Raw genomic sequence first — 22,038 nt, 5'->3', positions numbered from 1 at the left:
TACTATTCTCTATCCCCCCTGCTTTCTCCCTTTTTAAATTGTTTCGTCTTCTTTACTGCAAATTTGCAAATTTTCTTTAATGTAATTAACCAAAGCCACTTGTAACTCTTTTCCGCTCATTGCCTCAAATTCTTCTTTTCTGTTTTCCATCATATATGGATGAAAAGATGCAATAATCTCCGTAATATGATTATTTACTTCCCGGTATCCAACCTTACTCATAAGTTCTGTTAAATAATCCCCATACGCATCTAAATCTATATCATTTAATATTTGCATTACCCTTTCTTGAACATCTTTACTTAAACAAATTTTTGGAATATATTCTCCTAATTCTTCATTTATAAATCTTGTAAAAATACATATCTGCTCTTCACGATTTAAACCCATTAGCGAAGTTCCATACCACTTCGTGATAATCAACTCCCCTTTGCGGTTCCCTAGCATCGCATTTGCAATACTGCCAACTGTACTGCCAAGCTCTAACTGTTTTTTTACAAACCGATACACATCTTCATATGTTTCTTCTTTTAAATAAGGATCTTTATAATTTTGCATACTAAATTACCTCCTGTTTCATCGGATGATATTTATTTACCGTATCTGCTAGCTGTGGTCTTTGGATATGTGTATATATCTGTGTTGTAACCAGATTTGAGTGTCCCAATAATTCAGATACTACACTTATATCCGCTCCACCTATAATCATATGTGTTGCGAAATGGTGTCTCAAGCTGTGTGGATTCATACCCATTGCATCCTCAACAATTTTATAAGCAGTGACTCTGTTTAATGCTTTACCTTGATAATTGATAAAAGTGGCTTTCAGCGTTGAAAAAGGAGACACTTTAATATACTCTTCAAGTGCCCTAATCGCATCATCCGCAATAGGTACATATCTATCTTTAGATCCTTTTGCATTTTCTATGCGAATCCATCCATTTTCTATATCTGACATACGAAATTTCAATGCTTCCGACACCCTCATTCCTGTAGCATATAAGAGCATGACAAAAGCATAGTTCCTCTTATCTAACCATTTGGAGCTTTCTTGTGCTTTGTGCTGCACACGCTCTAAACGCTCCATAAATCTCTCAACTGATAATATATTTGGAAGTTTACGGCTAGATTTTACATAGGGGATTTTTATTTGATAGGCACCAGGAGTGACATTTTTATCTAAATGCTTTATAAATGCCCTCAAAGAACCATAGCGAAGATTTTTTGTACCTGCGGACATATCATTATATTTTGAAAGATATGCTAAAACTGTAGCTCTATTGATAGATTCAACACTATCTATAGACTCTAAAAACTGCTTTGCTTCTTTGAGATATAAATCTACAGTAGATTTAACAAGACCTCTTATAAGTAAGTGTTGCGCATATGTATCATATATGCTTTGTTTTTTGGCTTCCATTATGAAGCCTTTGGAGTCGTTTCTACTCTTGACTTTTCTATAGCCTCTAAAATCTCAGACTCTTTATAGAAAACTTTTCTTCCAAACTTATAGAATGGAAAACCTTCTTTTTTCATCCTCATATTAGAGAGGACACCTTTACTATAGCCGGTTAGTTCTGAAACTTTATCCGGTGTAATAAAATCATTCATACTATACTCCTTTTAAGACTGAATCACTTTGAAACAGTTTGAAACTTTAGAAGTATAGCGAGATTATTTTATATTTGTCAATACTCTTTAAAACATTTTAAAACATTTTGATTGTTTGTCGATATTATTGAGAAAGTTTTAGCATTTCATAGTTATCAAGTATCTACATGAAAAAATAAGATTTCCAACCATCATGATTAATTCTATCATCTGCTTCCCTTAATGCTCTTTGGAGTTGTGTTTTGGCTCCATTTTTATTATTATATAAATATTGCATTAATTTATTTTGAGCATCCTCTTTTGTTATATTGTAATAACTAGTCATATAAATTGGAAATACTTCCATAATGTCATATACAAATAGTCGTTTTGCTTCAGCATTGTATCTAATCTTCTTTTGTACCTCAAAAACATATTTATAATTATCATGAAAATATAGCAAAAAAGGTGCCTCATCTAGTATAAAAATTTTGTCATGTAAAGTCTTAAATTCTATTTCTGATAATGGCTTTTTTTTCTTAGAACTAATAAAATATGTAGAATATAATTCTTGGGCATTTTCATCTGAATAATTCGATAATAAATGAATAAAATCTTTATTTCTTAATAAATATAAAAGCCCTATATCTGCTGATTTTAAATAATGATAATAACTAAAATATTTTTTAAATTGTTCTTGCCATTCTTCTACTGGAATTTTTTCCATTGCAGTTAATAAATGTAAAATTTTTCGTAAGTGTACAATATGGTAACTACTTTGTGATAAATCATAATTATGAACTGATAAGCCACTTATTTTTTGTTCATGCATTATCTTTAGCCATTCATCAATAGGCACTATTGCATGGGTTTTATTTCCATATTCGTCTACAATGTAATTAATCATTTTTACCCTTTACTTGAACTTTTTTTAAATTTATATCTACACGAATTTTATTAGTTCGCATACCATTTTCAACTTTATCTATATGCTCTTGTAACTGCGAACTTGCAACATCAAGATATCTTTGTGTTGTCTCGAGGTTTTTATGATTTAATGCCTCTTTTATAACGATTGCCGGTGTTCCTTGCATAGCCATTCTAGTTCCATAATTATGCCGTAAACTATGCAATGGTCTATAGTTATGGGGGATTCCGGCCATATCTGCCATTCTACGGGAATGATAACTAAGGTATTGCGCCCGCACAGCTTCTCCGTCATGCTCGAATATATAAACGGAAGTTTTCCCTTTTTGTCTCTCTATTATAGCTTTACTTTCAGAAGAAAGCACTTTTTTCTCATCTCTTCCGCTCTTTGCATCCCGAATTATCACATGACTTTCCAATTCATTATAGTCACTCCACTTTAATTTCAATGGCTCCGAACGACGCATACCAGTAAGGAGAATAAACTCGACAATATCAGATACAACTCTATATGGATATGCTTTTATGACTGCGATATAATTCTCTAGCATTTCATCCGTATATATCTCTGTTACTTTATCATATGAACGAGGAATAGATGGAATTTTAAGAGGAGTCTGCTGTTTTATAAGATTTATCTCGCTGGCATACTTTACAACTTTATTGTAAAACTCTTCCACCTTGATGTATGTCACATGTTTTACGCCTCTATCTCTCATTACCTGGTGTACTTTTTTTAAGTCACTAATAGTAATCTTCGATATTTCAACAGCATCAAGATGTTTTAAATCATTATACCGATATATATCTTCTTTGATTGATTTTTTAGTGGCATGATCTTCAAAATATCTTTTAGCAGCTTCACCAAAAGTAAGCTTTTTACTGTCTGGCAAATCATCTCCATGCTGTATGGATACTATTCTCTGTGCTCTTATATTTCGTGCGAACTCTGCTGTTATACCATCGGACTGCCAACCTATGCGTTCATTCTTAGAACGACCATTGACTCTATAGCGAATTTTATATGATTTATCAGGCTTACCATTGTATCTACGCTTTTTAGAATAGCGAAAATATACTCCATCATACTTTGTTGAGTAATCTTTATCATATCTTATCGGTTCTTTGTTAGCTGCCACAATATATATCCTAAAAAAAAGGTAACACTATTTTCAATAAAAAGGTAACAAATAGGTAACACTAAGAGTGTTTTAAAAGTATTATAACTGATTGTATATTATTATGCAAACACCTAAACATAGGCATATATGATTGTAAATTGATATAGATGATATGTAGTTCAGTGGTGGACAGCGTGGGATTCGAACCCACGGTAGGTTGCCCTACACCCGCGTTCCAGGCGAGCGCCTTCGACCACTCGGCCAGCTGTCCATTAAAGAAGAGTGACATTTTAGCTAAGCTTTTATTTAATAGTGCTAAAAGTCTGCTCTTTTGTATCAAAAACTATATAAGAAGAGTACGACACATCTATACAAAAAGCCTCTTCTAATGAAAGTTTTTGCACTATTGCGATTAAAACACGAATAACACCTGCATGTGTTATGACCAAGATGTTTTCCGCCTTATGTGAGGCTAGATACTCTAAAAAGAACTCTTTTACTCTTTTTATGTAAGCTTCATACGGTTCACCATCAAGGGCATCTATCCACTGTTCAAAATGTTCATACACTATCTCACCTTCAGCCATTATCTCATCAAAACTTTTTCCTTCATGTTTTCCCCATGATTTTTCCCGTAGTTTGTCAGTGTAGATTGCTTCTTTTGCTTGTTTGAATGGCTTGAGTGTCTCCTTTGCACGCAGAAGATCTGAGCAATAAACAAGGTCAAACTTTTCATCTTCAAATCGTTTTGCCAAAGCTTTTGCCTGTTCTTTGCCTCTGCGTGAGAGTCCTATATCAATATGTCCGTTATATCGCTTATGGTAAGCAACATCCACTTCACAGTGGCGAACAAGTATTATCCTCACGCAAGCCCCACTATGATCAGATTGAGTAAAAGAAGTTCCATTATCTCAATAGTAAATCCGTATATATCTCCTGTAAAACCATCATAACGTTTTATAAAAAATCGTTTGACAAGCAGCATGATAAACAGTGCTCCAACCAGTAAAGACCAACTATTATATAAAAAAACAAATAGTAAACTATACAGTATTGCTATAAAAACCTGTTTTGATTCCAACTCCTCTTTTGCCAGACTACTCATCCCACCCGAAACATAGGAATAAAAATAGATAAGTAATACAATCATCAGGCGAGGTAAAAGCAGTACCAATGGTAACAAAGTATAACTTTCCAAAGCCATAATAGATGATGCTTTCAAGATCAAAAATGTACCCCCAAAGAGCATACCCATGCCACCGTTATGAGGATCTTTCATCACTTCTAAAGCTTTCTCTCTTGGAACAAAAAGCCCATCAACAGTATCTGCAAAACCATCAAGATGCAGTGCACCGGTAAGTAGAACCCACAAAGCAAAGAGAATGACTCCCAGATGAAAATGCGGCACATATGGCTCTAAAAGAAGAGATGCCACGTAAAGAATGAAACCTAGAATCAAGCCGACTAAAGGGTAAAACATTACAGCATAACCGTTAATGCCTTTATAAAAATCGTGGACTTTGAAAAAAGGTAGAGTTGTCAGCATCGAGAGAGCCAGTGCAAAGCCTTTAAAAATTCTACTCATTTGATCCTCGTAGCAATTCCAGCTACAACATGATAGATCTCATCACATTCATTTGCAACAAGTTGTGCGATTTTGCCATTGGCATCGACAAAATCACGGGCCAGTTTGTTCTCAGGTATAACACCACAACTAACATCATTGATAACAAAGACAATATCTTTTTCTTGCATCATCACTTGATTTATCTCTGCTATCATATCTTCTACACTCTTTTCATGATAGAGCATGTTGTTGACCCAAATGCTTAAACACTCTACCAAAATAGGAGTTTTTTCATGTTTTTGTATCTCTTTTGCAAGTGCTAAAGCCTCTTCAACGGTAATGAATCTATCTTCACGTTGTACTTTATGCTGCTTAATTCTCTCTTGCATTTCATCATCGATAAACTCAGTAGTTGCAAGATAAAGAGGTTTTGTTTTTGAGAGTGTCTGAACATACTTTTCTGCATTAAGAGATTTTCCACTCTTAATTCCGCCTATAAATAAAACTTTCATCTCGTAAGTATAGCAATAAATACAGCAACTTTTGCTATTATTACAAAAAAATATATGAGGGTAATATTTGTTAAGTATTAAAACTTTTTTACAACTTTTAAAAGAGTCTTTTCGTGACCTTTTACCGATTGTACTTGTTATCATGTTTTTTCAGCTTGCCATTATTCAAAACATCCCTGATAATTGGCTAAGTACAGCAATAGGTCTGGCAATTGTAGGTGTTGGCCTCGCTCTTTTTTTACTAGGTCTTGAAATTGGAATCTTCCCTGTCGGTGAGGGACTTGCTAGTGAGTTTGCGCACAAAGAATCAACTTTTTGGATCATTGTTTTTGGTTTTATGATAGGCTTTGGTACTACTGTAGCTGAACCTGCTCTCATTGTCATCGCTCAAAAAGCAGCAAGTATCAGCTCCGAACGTATTGATGCAACTACACTGAGAATGGTGGTTGCTTTTTCAGTAGGCTTTGCCATTGTTTTAGGTGTTTGGCGTATCATTAAAGGACATCCCATCCACTACTATATTATCAGTGGATATATTCTGGTTGTAGCTGCAACTGCCTTTGCTCCCCAAGAGATTGTAGGACTTGCCTATGACCTTGGAGGTGTAACAACCTCAACAGTTACCGTTCCACTTGTTGCAGCTCTAGGAATAGGACTTGCATCTACTATCAAAGGAAGAAACCCTGTTTTAGATGGTTTTGGACTTATCGCTTTTGCATCTCTTACTCCTATGATTTTTGTACAGATTTACGGTATCGCCGTTTATGAGTTCTTTGAACCTTCTGCACATATAGAGCTACCCCTTGCTCCTCTTTCTGAAGCAGTTGCAGTAGACAATGCATATGCTTTTAATCTTAATTTTCTTGATATCCTCAAAGATCTCTTTGGTGTTGTGTTGGATGTTGCACCTATTCTTGCAGTCATTCTCTTTTTTCAGTACATTATCTTAAAAAAACCCTTAGAGAATTTAAAACAGGTAATCATTGGTTTTGCACTTGTTATCTTAGGGCTTGATGCATTCATCGTTGGTTTGGAGATGGGGCTCTTCTCTGTCGGTGAGATGATGGCGTATGAGCTCACGCAGTATGATAACAACATTATTATTTACTCTTTTGGTTTTCTTATCGGTTTTTCAACAACGATGGCAGAACCCTCCCTGACAGCTATTGCAAGAAAAGCAAAAGAGATCAGTGATGGTAAAATAAATGACTTTGTGCTACGCCTCTTTGTTGCTCTTGGTGTTGCCATTGGTATCTCTTTGGGAGCTTACAGAATCGTTGTAGGTGGTGAGATAGTCTATTACATTATGGCAGGGTATCTTTTTGTAATTGTACTTACATTCTTGGCACCAAAATACATCATTCCTATTGCTTATGACAGTGGAGGGGTTACGACCTCAACAGTAACTGTACCTCTTGTCGCTGCTATCGGGCTAGGTCTTGCTACAAATATTCCCGGGCGTGATCCACTAATTGACGGCTTTGGACTTATCGCTTTTGCTTCACTCTTTCCAATGCTTACAGTCATGCTCTATGGACTGATAACTGAAAAAATCGGTGTTAAAGGCGAACAAGAGAAAGAGCAGATGCATCTTAATGAACTGCGTCATGCACTTGAAGATGTACACAATATGAAGCTCTCAACAATCAATGTTGAAGGAACAAACAAGTCTCACTCTTATGATATGGCATTTTCTGCTGTACACGTTGTTGTACCAAAAGAGAAAACAGAAGAGGCACTTTTGGCTGCAAAAGAAGCGGGCGCGAGAGGTGTTACGATCATGGAAGCTCACGGTATGGGGCTTGCTGAAATGGACAACTTTTACCATCGCCTCCATGTAGAGGCTACAGACTCAAATCTGATGTTTATCACCAAAACAAAAAATGTTGATAGAATTATAAAAGCAATACTGACAGAACTTGACATTACAGGTGAAGGACAAGGACTCACTTTCGCTTATCCTGTATCACATATCAAAGGGCTACGTCTGAAAGTAAATGATATTTAAGAGATAAACAAGCTATTTTTTACGCTTTTTATGTAGTTTTCTTTTAAGCTTTTCTATTTTATTCATCTCATGTTCTTCCAGTGAGATGTTGATATTTTCAACCTCTTCACCGATTTTTACACTCAGCATCTCAGATTTTCGCATCGCTAAAATCTGTGAAGAGAAGATACTTCTGTGCCCTGAAATCAAAAAACTGATAACTGCTGCAAGCGCCGCATAATGTGCAATATCAATACCAAAAAGCTCTACGGCCATAATCGTTGAGGCAATTGGTGTGTTTGTCGTAGCCGCTACAACACTTACAAATCCAAGTGCTGCAAAAAGCGGAATATTCTCTGGCGATATAATAGAGCCAAAAAAGTTACCACTTGTTGCTCCGATGTAAAATATTGGTGTAATAACACCACCACTACCTCCTGCACCTAAAGAGAGAGACGTAAAGATGGTCTTAAGAACAAAAGTGTACCAGTGAATCTCTTGATATGCAGCAGGATTTTGACTGAGTGCATCTTCAATGGTCCCTAGACCAAGGCCTATATACTGTTCTCCAAAAAGCAGTGTAAGCCCAACAATCAAACTCCCTCCTACAAAAGCTTTGATGTACATGCTGACTTTTATCTTCTTGATAAAAGAGTGTGTATGTGCAATGGAAGTGATAACAATATCTGAAACAAAACCAAAAAATAGACCTGCAAAAACAACTTTTGCAATCAGCACAAGGTCAAGTGATACATCTTGAAAAAAGTGCAAATCATAATATGTGTACTCAATACCTAAAAACTGCGCTGTTGTAAAAGCAGCAAAACCGGCAATGAAGGATGGAAGCAGTACATCATACATAATTACACCGATAATAAGCACTTCTACACCAAAAATCGCTCCCGCAATAGGTGTACCAAAAACCGTTGCAAAACCGGCACTGATTCCACAGATAACCAGTTTTTTTCTATCTTGTTTTCGGAATTTCAAAAGATTGGAAAGTAGTGATGCCACTCCTGCACCTATTTGCGCACCCGGGCCCTCTTTACCGACAGAACCACCTGCAAAAATTGTTAAAACCGTTGTCAGGGTTTTTACAGGAATAACAGAAACATCAATTTTTCCATCTGCTTTATGCACAGCGGAGATGACCTTTTCTGTTCCATGTCCTTCAGCAGAGGGAGCAAATGTTTTTGTCAGCCAGACCGTTAAAATAAGTGCAAAGGGAAGCAGATAGTAAAAATCAAAAGGTAAAAGTGCACGTGAGCTTTCACTATGGGCTAAAATCTTCAAAAAAGCAGTAACCGTTGCACCGATAACCACCCCTACCATTGATGATAAAAACACCCATTTTGCAACACTGAAAAAGATAGCAGTCTGTTCTGTTATATGTTTGTGAATCATCTGTTTATCTGCTTGTTGAGAGATTTTTTATAATTATGACACAAATAGTAGAAATTATCTCTACTTATTTTAAGAGTTTTAAAATTTTTTCCAAAAAGCACTACTGAGTAGCACAAAAACAGTATAGCACTCCAGTCTTCCAACGATCATTGCAAAGGAGAAAAAAAGTTTGTCAAAATCACTAAAAAATGCAAAGTTATCTGATGGGCCGACAAGAGAAAAACCAGGTCCAACATTACCAACCAGAGCAAAAGCACCTGAGATTGCACTCATTGCATCATATCCTCGTGCATAAATGTAGATAGTTACAATCGCCACAGTCATCATAAAGAGTGTAAAAAAACCAAAAGTAGATGAAAGTATGCGCTCTTTTTGTTTTACACCATCAACAAAAACAGAGATGATGGTATTTGGGTGTAGGATACGTTTCATCTCTGATGAGAGTGTTTTAAAGATAATCACATGGCGAATAATTTTGATACCCCCTGCCGTTGAGCCTGCATTACCACCCATCAAAAGGCCTATAAAGATGATAGCAATAGCTAGATGGGACCATGAACCATAATCAATCGTAGCAAAACCCGTTGTTGTTATAACAGAGGCAATAGTAAAACTGGAGTGTTTGAGCGCATCATAAAATGTGTCTCTACTAATGTCAATATGAACAACTGTTAATGCCAAACTCAAAGCCAGAAAAATGAGAAAATACCATCGCACCTCTTCACTTCTATAGCCGGAAAGATCTTTGTGATACATCTTTAAATGCGCTAAAAAGTTGATACCCGATAGCATCATAAAAACTGTTGTCACCCAGACAATTCCATCATCTGTAAAATATCCTAGAGAGCTGTTCTTTGTTGAAAACCCACCTGTTGAAATAGTTGAAAAAGCATGGTTAATCGCATCAAACCAATCCATTCCAAAAAACTTTAAAAGTAGCATATCTGTTATAGTCAAAACAAAATAGACCACCCAAAGGCTGAGTGCCGTATCTTTAATCTTTGGTGTTAGTTTCTCAAGCTGCACACCTGTTGACTCTGCTTTAAAAAGGGAGAGACTTCCTGTCGGATTTATCACAGAGAGCAGTCCAACACCTAAGACAATCACACCAAGCCCGCCAAGCCAGTGCATCAAACTTCGATGAAACAAGATTATATGAGACAGAGACTCGATGTCATTAAAAACCGTAGCACCTGTCGTTGTAAATCCACTTACAGCTTCAAAAAATGCAGAAGCCAGCGATACATCCGTATAGAGTACAAGAGGAATCGCTCCGGCAACTCCCAAAAGTATCCAGAGCAGGTTTACCACCAAGATGCTCTCTTTTATTTTGAGATTAAGTTCATGGTTTTTCAATAAAAGCCAAACAAACAGATTTATAACAAAAAAGAGTCCATCATAGAGTAAGAACTTCTCAAAATGCTCTTTATAAATCACTCCAACAGCAATATCAAGCAAAAAGATAACAGAAACAGTTATACCGATTAATGATAAAATCTTAAATATATTTTTATAGTTCATAAATCCACTGTTTTACTTTCGGGCTCTCTTTACTTGGAGAAAAAACTACTATCAAATCATTTTCCTGTAAAACAATCTTCTCATCAAAATGAAATACTTTTTCATCTCTTATGAAAAAGAGTCTTGAACTTTTCGTCGAGAGTGGTTTTATCCGTTTGCCTAAAAGTTTTGAGTCGGCAAAAATCTTTCGCATTAAAACAACAGCTTTTGCACCACAAAAACTTTTTTGAATGACAACACCTGTAGAGCTTATCTCCTCCATTATCTCATTATAGGCGCTTATCTTCGGTCCACGTACGACTATGATACCAAGCGAATGCATCAGATTATAGTACTCCATCTCATTGTTAATGGCCACGACTTTTTTTATACCACTCTCTTTTGCTTCAAGACATTTGATGATGTTATACTCGTCGTTATTGGTTGCAGCAACAAAGATATCGGCACTCTCCAGAGCCTCTTGCTCAAAAATATCATGCGAAGAGTATTTTGAGTTTATAATAGAAGCTTTTCCTTTGAGTATCTCATCAGCTTTCTCACAAAGCTCTAAATCTTTTTCAACAAGTTTAACATCCCGTCCACTCTCCAGTAACTCCTGTGAAATTGCAATACCAAGCTCCTCTCCTCCAAAAACGACACATCGCTGAATATTGTTCTTTGCATCCAGTTCCAGCTGACTACACAACGGTCGTATAACATCCTCTGGACCAAAAAAATAGACCAGATCATTTGGAAGAATCTCAATGCGCTCTTCTTGGGGAATAAAAAACTCTTTTTTTCTCTCAATACCTACTATTTTATACTGCTGCAAATCAAACACTTTTGGTATAAAATGAGCAGAGACCATAACTGATATAAGTTTATGTTCCGTATATTTAAAGAATTTTACATTATTTGCTTTTGGATATTCCAACAGCGATGCTATCGCTTGGGAAGCCAGAGCGATGGGAAAAATAAGTCTGTCAATATCAAGTCTGTTTTTTATCTTGCTTCCATCAAAAAACTCTTTTTGCAGACGAACAAATTTTCGCTTTATATTAAGAACCGTATCGGCAACCAAAACAGAGATAAGATTGACATTGTCCAGGTTTGTTACAGCAATGAAAAGATCTATGTTCTTATCTGTAAAACTCTCATATGTTTTTGCATCTTCCACATCTCCACCATGCGGCATGATATCAAGACTCTCTTGAATACGGTGCAGTGCTTCTGAATTTTTATCTATAATGGTTACATTATGACCAATACTAAGTGTTTTCGCCAGATTAAAGCCAACTTTCCCAGCTCCGGCAATAATAATATTCATTTACTTTACTTCACTAAATCACTATAATCATATTTGGCAGTGTCAAGATAGTATTTTGAACCTATTTTTATGACTCTTTCATCACTATCTGCATTTTCTTTAAATCTTTTTTTGATTTTTTTCATCTTTTTCTCTGATAAACCAGATTTTTTTAGATATTTTTTTAGAGAAATCACATTACTCTCTATCTCTTCTTCGATTTCTACCATCTCAGCTTCAAAGGTCTCCTCATTTTCCTCTAACGGAGCACCAAGCATAAATTTCGAAGATATTGTTTGGAGAATATTTTTAAGTTGTTCATCTTTTTCTTTATAAATACGTTCTATTTTTTTACGCTCTTCAATAAGCATCTGCTCTTTTTGGTCACGCAGCGTTCTTGTCTCATTTTCAAGTACCTCTACCCGTTCCTGAAGTTTTGCATTTTGTGCTTCAAGCAGTTTATAGTAACGCTCATCATTAGAAGCACTTTTTGTTGCTCTTTTTGCAACTGGTTTTTTTATAGTTTTTGTCTCATCAACAAAGACCATTTTGACATCATTTTCCATCACACTCTGCAAGGAACCACGTCTTATACGATTATGTACCGCCTCTTTGGATACACCAAAAAACTCAGCTGCCTCTGCTACACTCATCTTTTTCATCTGTTTGCCTTTTATCTCATATTTTCAAAAACAATAGGTGCTTCCCAGTCACCCTCACGCACCATCTTCATCACTTTTTGCAAGTCATCGAGTTTTGCACCTTTGACACGGATATGATCTCCCTCTATCTGGGCATTGACTTTTAACTTCATCTTTTTAATGTCCGCTACTATTTTTTTAGCCTCTTTGGACTCTATATAATCCACCACTTTAAAGGTCGCTTTTCGTGTTCCCCCGCTTGCATCTTCAACACGCAACTCATCAAGTACTTTAGAAGAGAGGCCCTGTTTTAAAAGTTTTGTGATGACAATGTCTTTAATCGCATCAAGTTTGTTATCAGAAGATGCCACTAACACTAAAATATTCTCTTTCTCTTTGTAAGTAATCTCGTATGTTGTCCCTTTAAAATCATAACGGTTAGAGATTTCTCTCTCAACCAAATTGATTGCATTTTTAAAAAGCTGCATATCTATTTTTGCGCTGATATCAAATGAATGCTCTTTTGCCATAACGAACCTTTTTTTTGTTTTAATTATAGCACAGTTTGTTAGTGGAAAAAAATCTTGACCTATATCAAGAATTTTCAGGATTTTTTTGTTAGTATTATCGCAATTATTATGGAGTTTTTATGTCTGAAGATTTAGAGAAAAAGTTAAACAAACGTGAGCAGTACAAAGCACGACTAAAACCGTATGACTATTACGTCAATGAGTTTGAGACTATTGATTTTGAGTCACTTGGGGAGGGAGACAGATACTATCTTCAAGACTTCGGTATCTTTAATATCGACTTCCTGGAAGATGAGTTTACCATCCGACTTCGTAATGGTAATGGTGGTCATTTCAGTACAAATGCTTTTAAATTTTTAGCGGACTTGATTGAAGAGTATGATCTTACTTTGGTTATTACAGCCCGTGCAGGCTTTCAACTCCATGATGTCTATGCTGATGATGTAGCAGAGATTTGGCACAAACTCAACGATAACGGCCTTACGACATGGCAGAGTTTTGGTGACAACATCAGAAATATTGTCACCGATGTCTATGACGGTGTCAGCAGATACGGGCATATTGAAGTACATCCAATCATTAAAGCAATGAATGATTACATCATTCAAAATCCAAAATATGTCGGAATGCTTCCTCGTCGTGTAAGTATCGGCATCTCTGGAAACTCCGCAAATGTAAACTCCTTTTTTGCAAATGATCTCTACTTTGCACTAGCCTTTAAAGATGGTGACTATGGATTTAATGTTTATATGGGTGGGAAAAATACTGAAATTGCTCAGGATGCCAATATCTTCTTGCGTGAGGATGAAGTACTGGACTTTTTCAAAGCATTTGTAGAGACGTTTTACACGCACGGCTCACGATTTTCCCGTTCAAAAACACGCCTTTTCTATATGATCGAAGAGATAGGGCTTGAAAAACTCAAAGAGCTCATCGAGTCTGTTTATAACAAAAAATTTGTTAGTGCAGGGGAATTACAGCTTGAACATGTGGACTTTGAAGAGTTTGAAGAGCTACCTGATGGGACTTTTGCTTTTTGTTATCAAAGTGATTTTGGACGCCTAAGTCCAAAAGAGATGCGTGACATCAGTGACTTTGTAACGCAAATAGATGGTGAAATTCGAGTAGGTATTGACCAGAATATCTACATCTTAGGATTACAAAACAAAGAAGTCCCTTTCAACTCACCGGCACTCAGTTCAACTATCGTTGCCTGTGCCGGCAACCTCTGTCCTTATGCTGTTTGGAGCATCAAAGATGAGGCACACGACTACCTTCCATTGGAGAAAATCTATACTAACCGTATCAAAATCGGTTTTTCTGGCTGTGCAAAAGGGTGTGGAAGACATCGTCATACCGACATAGGACTCATTGGTCTTAAAACAAACAACTTTGGAGATACCGATGGTGGAGCACGTGTCTTTATCGGTGCGGAACATGATAACGGACAAAGCGTGGCAAGACAACTCTTTTCAATGGTACCCTATGTGCATCTCAAAGAGACGATAACACTTGTTATTAGTCTATTTGAGCAAAGCGGTTACCAAAACTTTCAACTCTATGCACACCATATCCTAAACAGATATTCAGAAGATTTTCTCGCACTCTGGCACCTCTATAATCTTAAAAATAATACAGCACTCACACTACAAAAACAAAAAGAGATACTCCCACAAGAGGAAGAATTAAATCTTCTGCGTGAGAACTTTAGTGATTTTGAGTTAGTGGAAGATGATATGAAAAAAACAGTAAGTCATCTTGCAAAAGAGTTATGGACAGTAGCAGGAAAAGATCCCCACTACAAACCACCTATAGAGAGAACGAACTTTCGATAGAGCTCCTAGAAACTAGGAGTTCCATCAAAACCAAAACCGCTATCAAATCCTCCGCCAAAACTTCCGAAGTTTGGATCCATATAACCATACTGTGAAGATTTTGCTCGAAGTTTTTCAATATCGGCTTTACTTGATATTCCCTGTGGACAAACAACTGTACACTCATTACATAAAGTACAATCCCAGACACCATTTGTCTGAATAGTATCGATTTTTTCTTTAAGCTCTGCCTCACGCTTGTCACTTACAACCTTCCAGACACGTGTCAGTGCAAACGGTCCTAAAAACTCTTCATTGACTGCATAGACAGGACAAGCTGAATAGCACGAAGCACATAAGATACAATCACTCTGTGTTTCATTTATCTTCTCATCTTCATGTGTCTGCTTGGCTTGGGAGTTATACTCACTTATCCATGCTTTGGCTCGTGCATTTGTCTCGTAAGCTTTGTCTAGACTCACAACCAAGTCACGAATAACAGGAACATTTTTAAGTGGTTCTATCTTGTCACCCTCTTGTACTTTGTAAGAACATGCCAAAACCTCTTTTTCATTGACACGAACCCCGCAGGAACCACAAACACTACTGCGACAACCACTGCTGTAAGCAAGGGAACTGTCTACTTCACTTTTAATGTGATTTAACATCTCAAGCAGTGTTACATCTTGCATATCTACATCATACTCGATAAAGTCAAACTCTCTTTTTATGCTTATCTTCATACTCTACTCCTGCTCCATCGTATGTGCACCGACACTCTCTTTGCGTGAGAGTGCTGATTTGATGACAACTTCTGCCACATCTAACATATTTCGAAATTCCAAAAATTCTGCAAGATCTGTATTATATCTTAGTGAGTTGTCTTTTGCACCCATTAGTGGCAGTTTTTTCTTTGTCTCTTCTATAAACGCCTCTGCCTCACGCAACTCACTCTCACGTCTAACAATTCCTACTTTGTTATAAAGCAGGTCGCCCATCATCTGGCGTAGAACATAAAAATCTATCTCTTTAGTAAACTCCTGTTCTAAAAAATCATCTTTTGGTGAAGCTGCCACGTGAGACTCCATTGTCTTTGCTCTTTTTGCAGCATTTTTTCCAGCCTCTTTTCCAAAAACAGCAATCTCTAGAAGTGAATTTCCTCCCAATCGATTTGCTCCGTGGACTCTGTGGTTAGAACACTCACCACAGGCAAAAAGTCCTTCTAAATTTGTTTGTGAATTGTTATCAACCTCTATACCACCCATAGTATAGTGAGCAACAGGTTTAATGGGAATGAGATCATATACAGGATCTACATTTTCATACAGTTTTGCGAGTTTTCTCTCTTGCGGCAAACCCTCATCAATGAACTGCTCTCCAAGATGGCGAATATCCAAAAAGATCTCTTCGCCCTTTTTTATCTCCGCATCAATTGCACGACTCACTTCATCACGCGGTGCTAACTCATTAGTAAAACGCTCACCTTTAGAGTTGAGAATATAGCCACCTTCCCCTCGAGCTGATTCACTGATAAGAATAGAAGAGTTTTTGAGTCCTGTTGGATGAAACTGTACAAACTCCATATGTAGTAGTTTTGCTCCCGCTCGTTTTGCAACAGCTATGCCATCACCCGTTGCTTTTGTTGAGTTTGTAGAGTTTTTACCATAGATGCGTGAGTATCCACCTGTTGCCAAGATGACTGACTTTGCAAAATAGCGCTCTTTTTGCCCGCTTCGAAGATCAAGCATCAAGGCACCACACACCATGTCATTCTCATCTTTCAAAAGCTCTAAAAGTATCTTCTCATTTTTTATCTCAATATCTAAAGAGAGTGCTTTGTCATAGAGTGTATGCAAAATTTTTAGACCTGTATAGTCCTGTGCATAACAGGACCTAGCTGCTGATGCACCACCAAGTCGTCTTTGTGCGATTTTTGCATCCTCACTGCGAGAAAAACAGACACCAATACTATCAAGCCATGCAACCGTTGCCGGTGCTTCAGAACACATATACCGCACCGTCTCCTCGTTAGCTAGTCCATGAGCAGATTTTAAAGTATTTTGAATATGTGCCTCTATGCTGTCTTCTTCAACATTTCCAAGTGCTGCATTAATGCCACCCTGTGCCATACAGGTCTGACTTCGAGTTGGATACTCTTTAGTAAGTACTACAACATCCACGTCCTCTTCTTTTGCCGCTATCGCAGCTGTAAGCCCTGCACCACCTGCACCGATTATCAGTACGTCTGTTTTCATCTCCACGCTCCTAACGCTTTTTATCTTTTTACATTTTTATGAGATGACTTTTGGAGGCTCGTGAGCCAAGGAGAATTTGTCCTCTAAAAGTTATCTTATAAAAATGTTGCCAGAAGATAATATCTCCCTATTCTTAAAAGCCCTGCTATTATAACAAACCAAACAAACTTTAGCCTAACAAGTCCAGCAACTATTGTTAATGGATCACCAATGATGGGAAGCCAGGAAGCAAAAAGAGTAATATAGCCATACTTATGTCCCCAAAGAAAAGCACGTTTGCCAATTTTAGAGCCAAAAAGTTTGCGTTTTGTCTTCTCATAGAGAAAATACCCCAGATAGTAGTTAAAAACAATGGCTAAAATATTACCACTTGATGCTGCAAGCATTGCGTGAGAGAGAGGCATTCCACTTTTAAGTGCTGTCATAAAAGCTACTTCAGAAGAAAAAGGTAGGATTGTTGCTGCTACAAATGCAGAGAAAAAGAGAGCCAATTCTGCCATAAAAGGCTACAGACTCTCTTGTATATTTTGACAGACTGAGGCAATAAGTTTCTCACGCGCCTCAATACTCGTCCATGCAATGTGTGGTGTAAGATAGAGTCGATCAGGATTTTTCACAGCCAAAAGTGGACTCTCTTGCGGCAGTGGCTCTTTTTCAAAGACATCCAGACCAAAATAAAGCTCACGCTCATCAACTAACTCAGCTACCGCCTTCTCATCAATAATACCGCCACGACCAAGATTAAGTACAACAGCACCCTCTTTTAAATGTTGCAATTTATCATAATTGAGAAGATTTTTTGTCTTCTCATTGAGCGGTGCATGAATAGAGATAATATCACTGCTCTCTAAAAGTCTGTGCAGTACCACCTGCTCAAACTCATCGGAACTGTTACGTCCACTTGTTGAGTAATAGATGACATTGGCACCAAAAGCACGGGCTATACGAGCAACCTCACGCCCGATAGCACCAAGGCCTATAATACCCCAGGTTTTGCCTTTGACTTCATAAAAAGGATGACTAACATCAGTAAAAACTCCACTGCGCGAGTACTCTTTGGATTTGACTACCTCATCATAATAGCGTGAGTGCCCTATTAGATAAAAAAGCATTGAGAAAGTATGCTGTACTACTGAATCTGTTGAGTATCCAGCTACATTTTTCACCTCAATCCCAAGCTCTTTGGCAGCCTCCAAATCAACATTGTTCATTCCTGTAGCTGCCACACAAATGAGTTTCAGTGAAGGAGTATTTTGCATATGCTCTTTTGTAATAACGACCTTGTTCGTGACGACCACATCCATATCTTTGATACGTACTTCTGTTAAAGAAGGCTCTGTAGAAGCAAAAGTATAGACCTCACCAAAGCTCTCAAAACAGCTTAAATCTGTACCACCAAATGTTATGGCATCTAAAAGAACAATCTTCACTTTAAGAATCTTTTACTTTTGTAATAAGCTCACGTGCTTTCTCTAACGCTGCTTCTACCTTGTCAAATACAAGAGCAACTGCTAAACGGCGACCTTTATGTGCCTCTGGTTTTCCAAAGACTCGAACATATGAGTTCTCACTAAAGAGAGAATCATCAACATCCACTACCGGTGCATAGTTATGTGCCTCTGATTTAAATGCAGCCGATGCACCATCACCATAAAACGTAAAGCCTAAAGGAAGACCAAGGACAGCTCTTAAATGCAATGCAAACTCACTTTGTGACTGCGTGATAAGTGTCACCATCCCAGTATCATGTGGACGAGGGCTTACTTCTGAGAAATAAACTTCATCTCCTTTGATAAATAGTTCAACACCAAAAAGCCCCTGTCCACCAAGACCATCCGTAATAGCCTTTGCAATCTCTTGAGATTTTTGTTTTGCTACTTCACTCATCTGCATCGGTTGCCATGAAAATACATAGTCTCCATCACGCTGTTCATGTCCTATCGGCTCACAGAAAACCGTCTCTTTACCATTACGAGCCGTAAGCATTGTAATCTCATAATCAAAATCAACAAATGCTTCAACGATAAGCTCGCTTGCATCCCCACGTGCCTCTTTTGCCTCTTCCCATGAAGCGTCAATATCATCTTCACTACGAGCTACTGATTGCCCATGCCCAGAAGAGCTCATAACAGGTTTAATCACACATGGAAAACCAAGCTCACGCGCAGCCTCCAGCAGTCCCTCTTTTGTTGTGACAAACTTATAAGGACCCGTTTTTAGTCCCAATGTCTCCGCTGCAAAAGTACGAATGTTTTTTCTATTCATCGTTTTACTAACAGCGTTAGCATTTGGGATAACATTGTAGCCCTTGTCTTCTGCTTCAAAAAGAGCATCAATGCTGATAGCCTCAATCTCCGGGAGAATATAATCAGGCTTTTCACGGTAGATGACTTCTAAAAGAGCATCTTTGTTTTGCATATCGACAACATGACTTCTGTGTGCTACTTGATGTGCAGGAGCATTTTCATACTTGTCTACAGCAATAGTCTCAAGACCAAGTCGCTGTGCTTCGATAATAACTTCTTTTCCTAGCTCACCAGAGCCGAGTAACATGATTTTTTTGGAGTTTGATTTAAGAGGAGCTGCAAATCTCATGGATATAATTCCTTACGTTTTTATTGTAGGAATTATATCAAAATAGGATTAAATTTACTGTTTTAATCCAATGAGTGTCTGTAAAAGTTGGTCAGATGTTGTAATCGTTTTACCATTTGCCTGGAAACCACGCTGAATGATAATAAGCTGCGTAAGTGCACGTGAGAGGTCAACATTTGATGCCTCTAACGCCGCAGACTGAATAAATCCACGTCCTGCAGTTGCAGCTGTACCGATGATAGGATCCCCAGAGTTGGCAGTTTGATTGTACACATTGCCACCCTCCGTTGAGAGTCCTTCATTATTTGTAAATTTTGCCATAGCGATTTGTGCTAGACCAAATGAACGACCATTTGAAAATGATCCAACCAAAGTACCAGACTGATCGATTCTAATACCAACCAGATCACCACCTGTGTAACCATCTTGAGATATTCCGGAAGTCGCTGAGCGACTATCAAATGATGTCATACCATCAAATTTATTTGCCGTACCAAAAGAGAGGCTTACCTGCTGGTCTGGTGCTGAGCCGTTATTCCCTGAAAAAGAGATATTTGGCGGATTATATGTTGCAAGTGAACCATCATTGTTAAATCTAACGGAACCTGTCTTTTCATTTGTTGGTGCTACTGTATCAATCGTTGCAGGAGCAGGAACAGAGATTTTCATATTCCATGTACTTCCTGTTGAAGTATCAACTGCAACTTTTCTGAACTCCATTCTCAGTGTATGTTTCGAACCAAGTGAATCATAAATATCAATGGAGCTTGAATGTGTAGCTGCATTAAAACTTTGTGAAAATGCTTTTCCTGTAGTACCTGCTGGTAAAACAGAATTCAGTGCCTGCATATTTCTTGTAAAGCGTGTATTTTCTGTCACACCTGCTGCTGTTAATCCTGTAATATTTAGTGCAATATCATAATCATCATCGGCACCACCCGGGTTAATAATCTCGAATTTTCCCTGCTCATTGATACTGATTTGAATATTACTCTCTGGAGTGACACCATCTCCATCTGCATCAACTGCCTGTGCTTCTTGCTCCATTGCATAACGAAGGTCTGCCAGTGTTGTAAATTTTTTATCAGAGCCTGCTGCTGTTACTGCTGCATTTGGATCATATTGATATCTGTATGCTGTTGTTACTGTAGATGTTGGCACTCCACTGTTACCATTGTTATCTGTAAAACGGATATTATGTGATGCTGCTGCATTCGAGTTTGTATTGACAAGATCAATATAGTAATTTGGCCCTGCTGTTACACGAACACTTGCTGAAACACCAGTAATCGCACTTTGTGCATTAATCGCAGCTACATATCTATTTGCATTATCTGCTGCAGTATTTCCTGCCGCACCACCAGATGTTGTAATCTGTTGTGTTGTACCGTCATCCAAAGTAAATGTAACATCTAACTCTCCGGCACCACCCGCAACTGCTACCGTTCCATTGAGTGTTGTATTTATAAATGAAGCCCAGATTCCTTGATCTTTTTGTAAAGCAAAAGCTTCCCCAACTTCATTGAACATCACACCTACATCACCAGACTCTATCGGATTTCCATTTTCATCAAGTGCTGGTGGTGTTGGTGCTGCTGGTGGTGGTCCACTTGGAACTTGGTATGCTGGTGAAAAACTTTCAACCAATGCACCAGAGTTCAAGTTTGCTTTAAGCACAACTTCAGTTGTTGGAGATGCTGGTGTTGTCAGTCCTGGTGGAATATTGATATCTGTAATTGGAGCTGTTGAATCAACCTTTCCAGTCACCGGATCACGCAGCCAACCCTGAGCAATAAAGCCGTTGTTATCAACGAAGTTTCCACCTGCATCAAATTTAAAATCCCCTGCACGTGTATATTTATATGTATTCCCACCATCTGGAGAGATAATAAAGAAACCATCACCCTGAATAGCCATATCTGTATTTTTATCGGAATTTTGAACGGAACCTTGAGAGAAGATACGGGTCATTGAAGAAACCGTTGAACCAAGCCCAACTTGAACAGGGTTTTTACCGCCAAGCTGACCTTGAGGTGCAGTAGCTATCGCTTTAGTCTGTGCTAAAAGATCAGAAAAATTTGCACGTGAGTATTTAAAACCTATCGTATTTACATTTGCAATGTTATTTGATTCTACATCCATCGCAACTTGATGAGACTGTAGTCCGGAAACACCGGAAAAAAGTGATTTTAACATAAGAAATCCTTTACCTCTGCTCGTGTTAAGCAGATAATTAGTAAAGAATTAAAGCATAAACTGTTCCAGTTTTAACCTAAATTATACAATAGA

21 protein-coding genes and 1 tRNA gene are annotated in these 22,038 nt (G+C 37.7%); 2 read left to right on the top strand and 20 right to left on the bottom strand.

What is annotated here, in order from left to right:
• Positions 1-33 precede the first annotated feature (33 nt).
• The 9 genes from ES948_RS01510 to ES948_RS01470 form a co-directional block, all read right to left on the bottom strand.
• On the bottom strand, positions 34-558 hold the full coding sequence (locus ES948_RS01510) for a hypothetical protein (RefSeq protein WP_152183161.1): 525 nt from the start codon (positions 556-558) through the stop codon (positions 34-36).
• Between the two features lies 1 nt (position 559).
• Positions 560-1,420 carry a tyrosine-type recombinase/integrase gene (locus tag ES948_RS01505; protein WP_152183160.1) on the bottom strand — a complete coding sequence of 287 codons (861 nt, stop codon included), beginning with the start codon at positions 1,418-1,420 and terminating at the stop codon, positions 560-562.
• The gene (locus tag ES948_RS01500) at positions 1,420-1,611 is read right to left on the bottom strand and encodes a helix-turn-helix transcriptional regulator (protein ID WP_152183159.1); all 192 of its coding nucleotides are present in this window, start codon (positions 1,609-1,611) and stop codon (positions 1,420-1,422) included. The genes ES948_RS01505 and ES948_RS01500 overlap by 1 nt, the downstream gene beginning before the upstream one ends.
• 163 nt (positions 1,612-1,774) lie before the next feature.
• Positions 1,775-2,497 carry a hypothetical protein gene (locus ES948_RS01495; protein ID WP_152183158.1) on the bottom strand — a complete coding sequence of 241 codons (723 nt, stop codon included), beginning with the start codon at positions 2,495-2,497 and terminating at the stop codon, positions 1,775-1,777.
• A complete protein-coding gene (locus ES948_RS01490; RefSeq protein WP_152183157.1) occupies positions 2,490-3,656 on the bottom strand; it encodes a tyrosine-type recombinase/integrase in 1,167 nt (388 codons plus the stop codon). Before ES948_RS01490 ends, ES948_RS01495 begins: the two co-directional genes overlap by 8 nt.
• A 165-nt stretch (positions 3,657-3,821) precedes the next feature.
• Positions 3,822-3,909 (bottom strand) — tRNA-Ser (locus ES948_RS01485).
• A gap of 31 nt (positions 3,910-3,940) precedes the next feature.
• Entirely contained in the window at positions 3,941-4,504 is a 564-nt protein-coding gene (locus ES948_RS01480) for a histidine phosphatase family protein (protein ID WP_152183156.1), read from the bottom strand.
• Positions 4,501-5,223: an adenosylcobinamide-GDP ribazoletransferase gene (locus ES948_RS01475; protein WP_152183155.1), complete on the bottom strand. Its 723-nt coding sequence runs from the start codon at positions 5,221-5,223 to the stop codon at positions 4,501-4,503. Before ES948_RS01475 ends, ES948_RS01480 begins: the two co-directional genes overlap by 4 nt.
• Positions 5,220-5,717 (bottom strand): bifunctional adenosylcobinamide kinase/adenosylcobinamide-phosphate guanylyltransferase, encoded by a 498-nt coding sequence (locus ES948_RS01470; RefSeq protein ID WP_152183154.1) that lies wholly within the window; start codon positions 5,715-5,717, stop codon positions 5,220-5,222. The genes ES948_RS01475 and ES948_RS01470 overlap by 4 nt, the downstream gene beginning before the upstream one ends.
• 67 nt (positions 5,718-5,784) lie before the next feature.
• Here ES948_RS01470 and ES948_RS01465 point away from each other — a divergent pair, with 67 nt between their 5' ends.
• Positions 5,785-7,725, top strand: a complete 1,941-nt coding sequence (locus ES948_RS01465; protein WP_152183153.1) for a DUF1538 family protein — start codon at positions 5,785-5,787, stop codon at positions 7,723-7,725.
• 12 nt (positions 7,726-7,737) lie between these two features.
• Here ES948_RS01465 and ES948_RS01460 read toward each other — a convergent pair whose 3' ends face one another.
• From ES948_RS01460 to ES948_RS01440, 5 genes are all read right to left on the bottom strand, one after another.
• Complete coding sequence (locus tag ES948_RS01460; RefSeq protein WP_188109416.1) at positions 7,738-9,108, bottom strand: chloride channel protein; 1,371 nt, start codon at positions 9,106-9,108, stop codon at positions 7,738-7,740.
• A 78-nt stretch (positions 9,109-9,186) separates the two neighbouring features.
• The gene (locus tag ES948_RS01455; protein WP_152183152.1) at positions 9,187-10,629 is read right to left on the bottom strand and encodes a TrkH family potassium uptake protein; all 1,443 of its coding nucleotides are present in this window, start codon (positions 10,627-10,629) and stop codon (positions 9,187-9,189) included.
• Positions 10,619-11,935: an NAD-binding protein gene (locus tag ES948_RS01450; protein ID WP_152183151.1), complete on the bottom strand. Its 1,317-nt coding sequence runs from the start codon at positions 11,933-11,935 to the stop codon at positions 10,619-10,621. Before ES948_RS01450 ends, ES948_RS01455 begins: the two co-directional genes overlap by 11 nt.
• Positions 11,936-11,940: 5 nt before the next feature.
• Positions 11,941-12,576, bottom strand: coding sequence for a DNA-binding protein (locus tag ES948_RS01445; protein WP_152183150.1), 636 nt, complete (start codon positions 12,574-12,576; stop codon positions 11,941-11,943).
• Between the two features lie 11 nt (positions 12,577-12,587).
• The gene (locus ES948_RS01440; RefSeq protein ID WP_152183149.1) at positions 12,588-13,085 is read right to left on the bottom strand and encodes a YajQ family cyclic di-GMP-binding protein; all 498 of its coding nucleotides are present in this window, start codon (positions 13,083-13,085) and stop codon (positions 12,588-12,590) included.
• Positions 13,086-13,204: 119 nt separating this feature from the next.
• Here ES948_RS01440 and ES948_RS01435 point away from each other — a divergent pair, with 119 nt between their 5' ends.
• Positions 13,205-14,920, top strand: coding sequence for a nitrite/sulfite reductase (locus tag ES948_RS01435; protein ID WP_152183148.1), 1,716 nt, complete (start codon positions 13,205-13,207; stop codon positions 14,918-14,920).
• Between the two features lie 5 nt (positions 14,921-14,925).
• On the opposite strand, the gene ES948_RS01430 is transcribed toward ES948_RS01435, so the two are convergent.
• From ES948_RS01430 to flgE, 6 genes are all read right to left on the bottom strand, one after another.
• Complete coding sequence (locus ES948_RS01430; protein WP_152183147.1) at positions 14,926-15,642, bottom strand: succinate dehydrogenase/fumarate reductase iron-sulfur subunit; 717 nt, start codon at positions 15,640-15,642, stop codon at positions 14,926-14,928.
• 3 nt (positions 15,643-15,645) lie between these two features.
• Positions 15,646-17,154 carry an FAD-dependent oxidoreductase gene (locus ES948_RS01425; protein WP_152183146.1) on the bottom strand — a complete coding sequence of 503 codons (1,509 nt, stop codon included), beginning with the start codon at positions 17,152-17,154 and terminating at the stop codon, positions 15,646-15,648.
• A 95-nt stretch (positions 17,155-17,249) separates the two neighbouring features.
• Complete coding sequence (locus ES948_RS01420; protein ID WP_246153793.1) at positions 17,250-17,654, bottom strand: YqaA family protein; 405 nt, start codon at positions 17,652-17,654, stop codon at positions 17,250-17,252.
• A 6-nt stretch (positions 17,655-17,660) separates the two neighbouring features.
• Complete coding sequence (locus ES948_RS01415) at positions 17,661-18,584, bottom strand: D-2-hydroxyacid dehydrogenase (RefSeq protein WP_188109415.1); 924 nt, start codon at positions 18,582-18,584, stop codon at positions 17,661-17,663.
• 1 nt (position 18,585) lies between these two features.
• Positions 18,586-19,749, bottom strand: coding sequence for a formate-dependent phosphoribosylglycinamide formyltransferase (gene purT / locus ES948_RS01410; protein WP_152183144.1), 1,164 nt, complete (start codon positions 19,747-19,749; stop codon positions 18,586-18,588).
• 54 nt (positions 19,750-19,803) lie between these two features.
• Positions 19,804-21,945, bottom strand: a complete 2,142-nt coding sequence (gene flgE / locus ES948_RS01405) for a flagellar hook protein FlgE (protein WP_152183143.1) — start codon at positions 21,943-21,945, stop codon at positions 19,804-19,806.
• Between the last annotated feature and the right edge of the window lie 93 nt (positions 21,946-22,038).

This window comes from Sulfurimonas indica, from assembly GCF_009192995.1.
GTDB classification, from domain to species: domain Bacteria; phylum Campylobacterota; class Campylobacteria; order Campylobacterales; family Sulfurimonadaceae; genus Sulfurimonas; species Sulfurimonas indica.
Note: the sequence above shows the minus strand (reverse complement) of the source record. Positions and strands in the feature narration are given on the sequence as shown.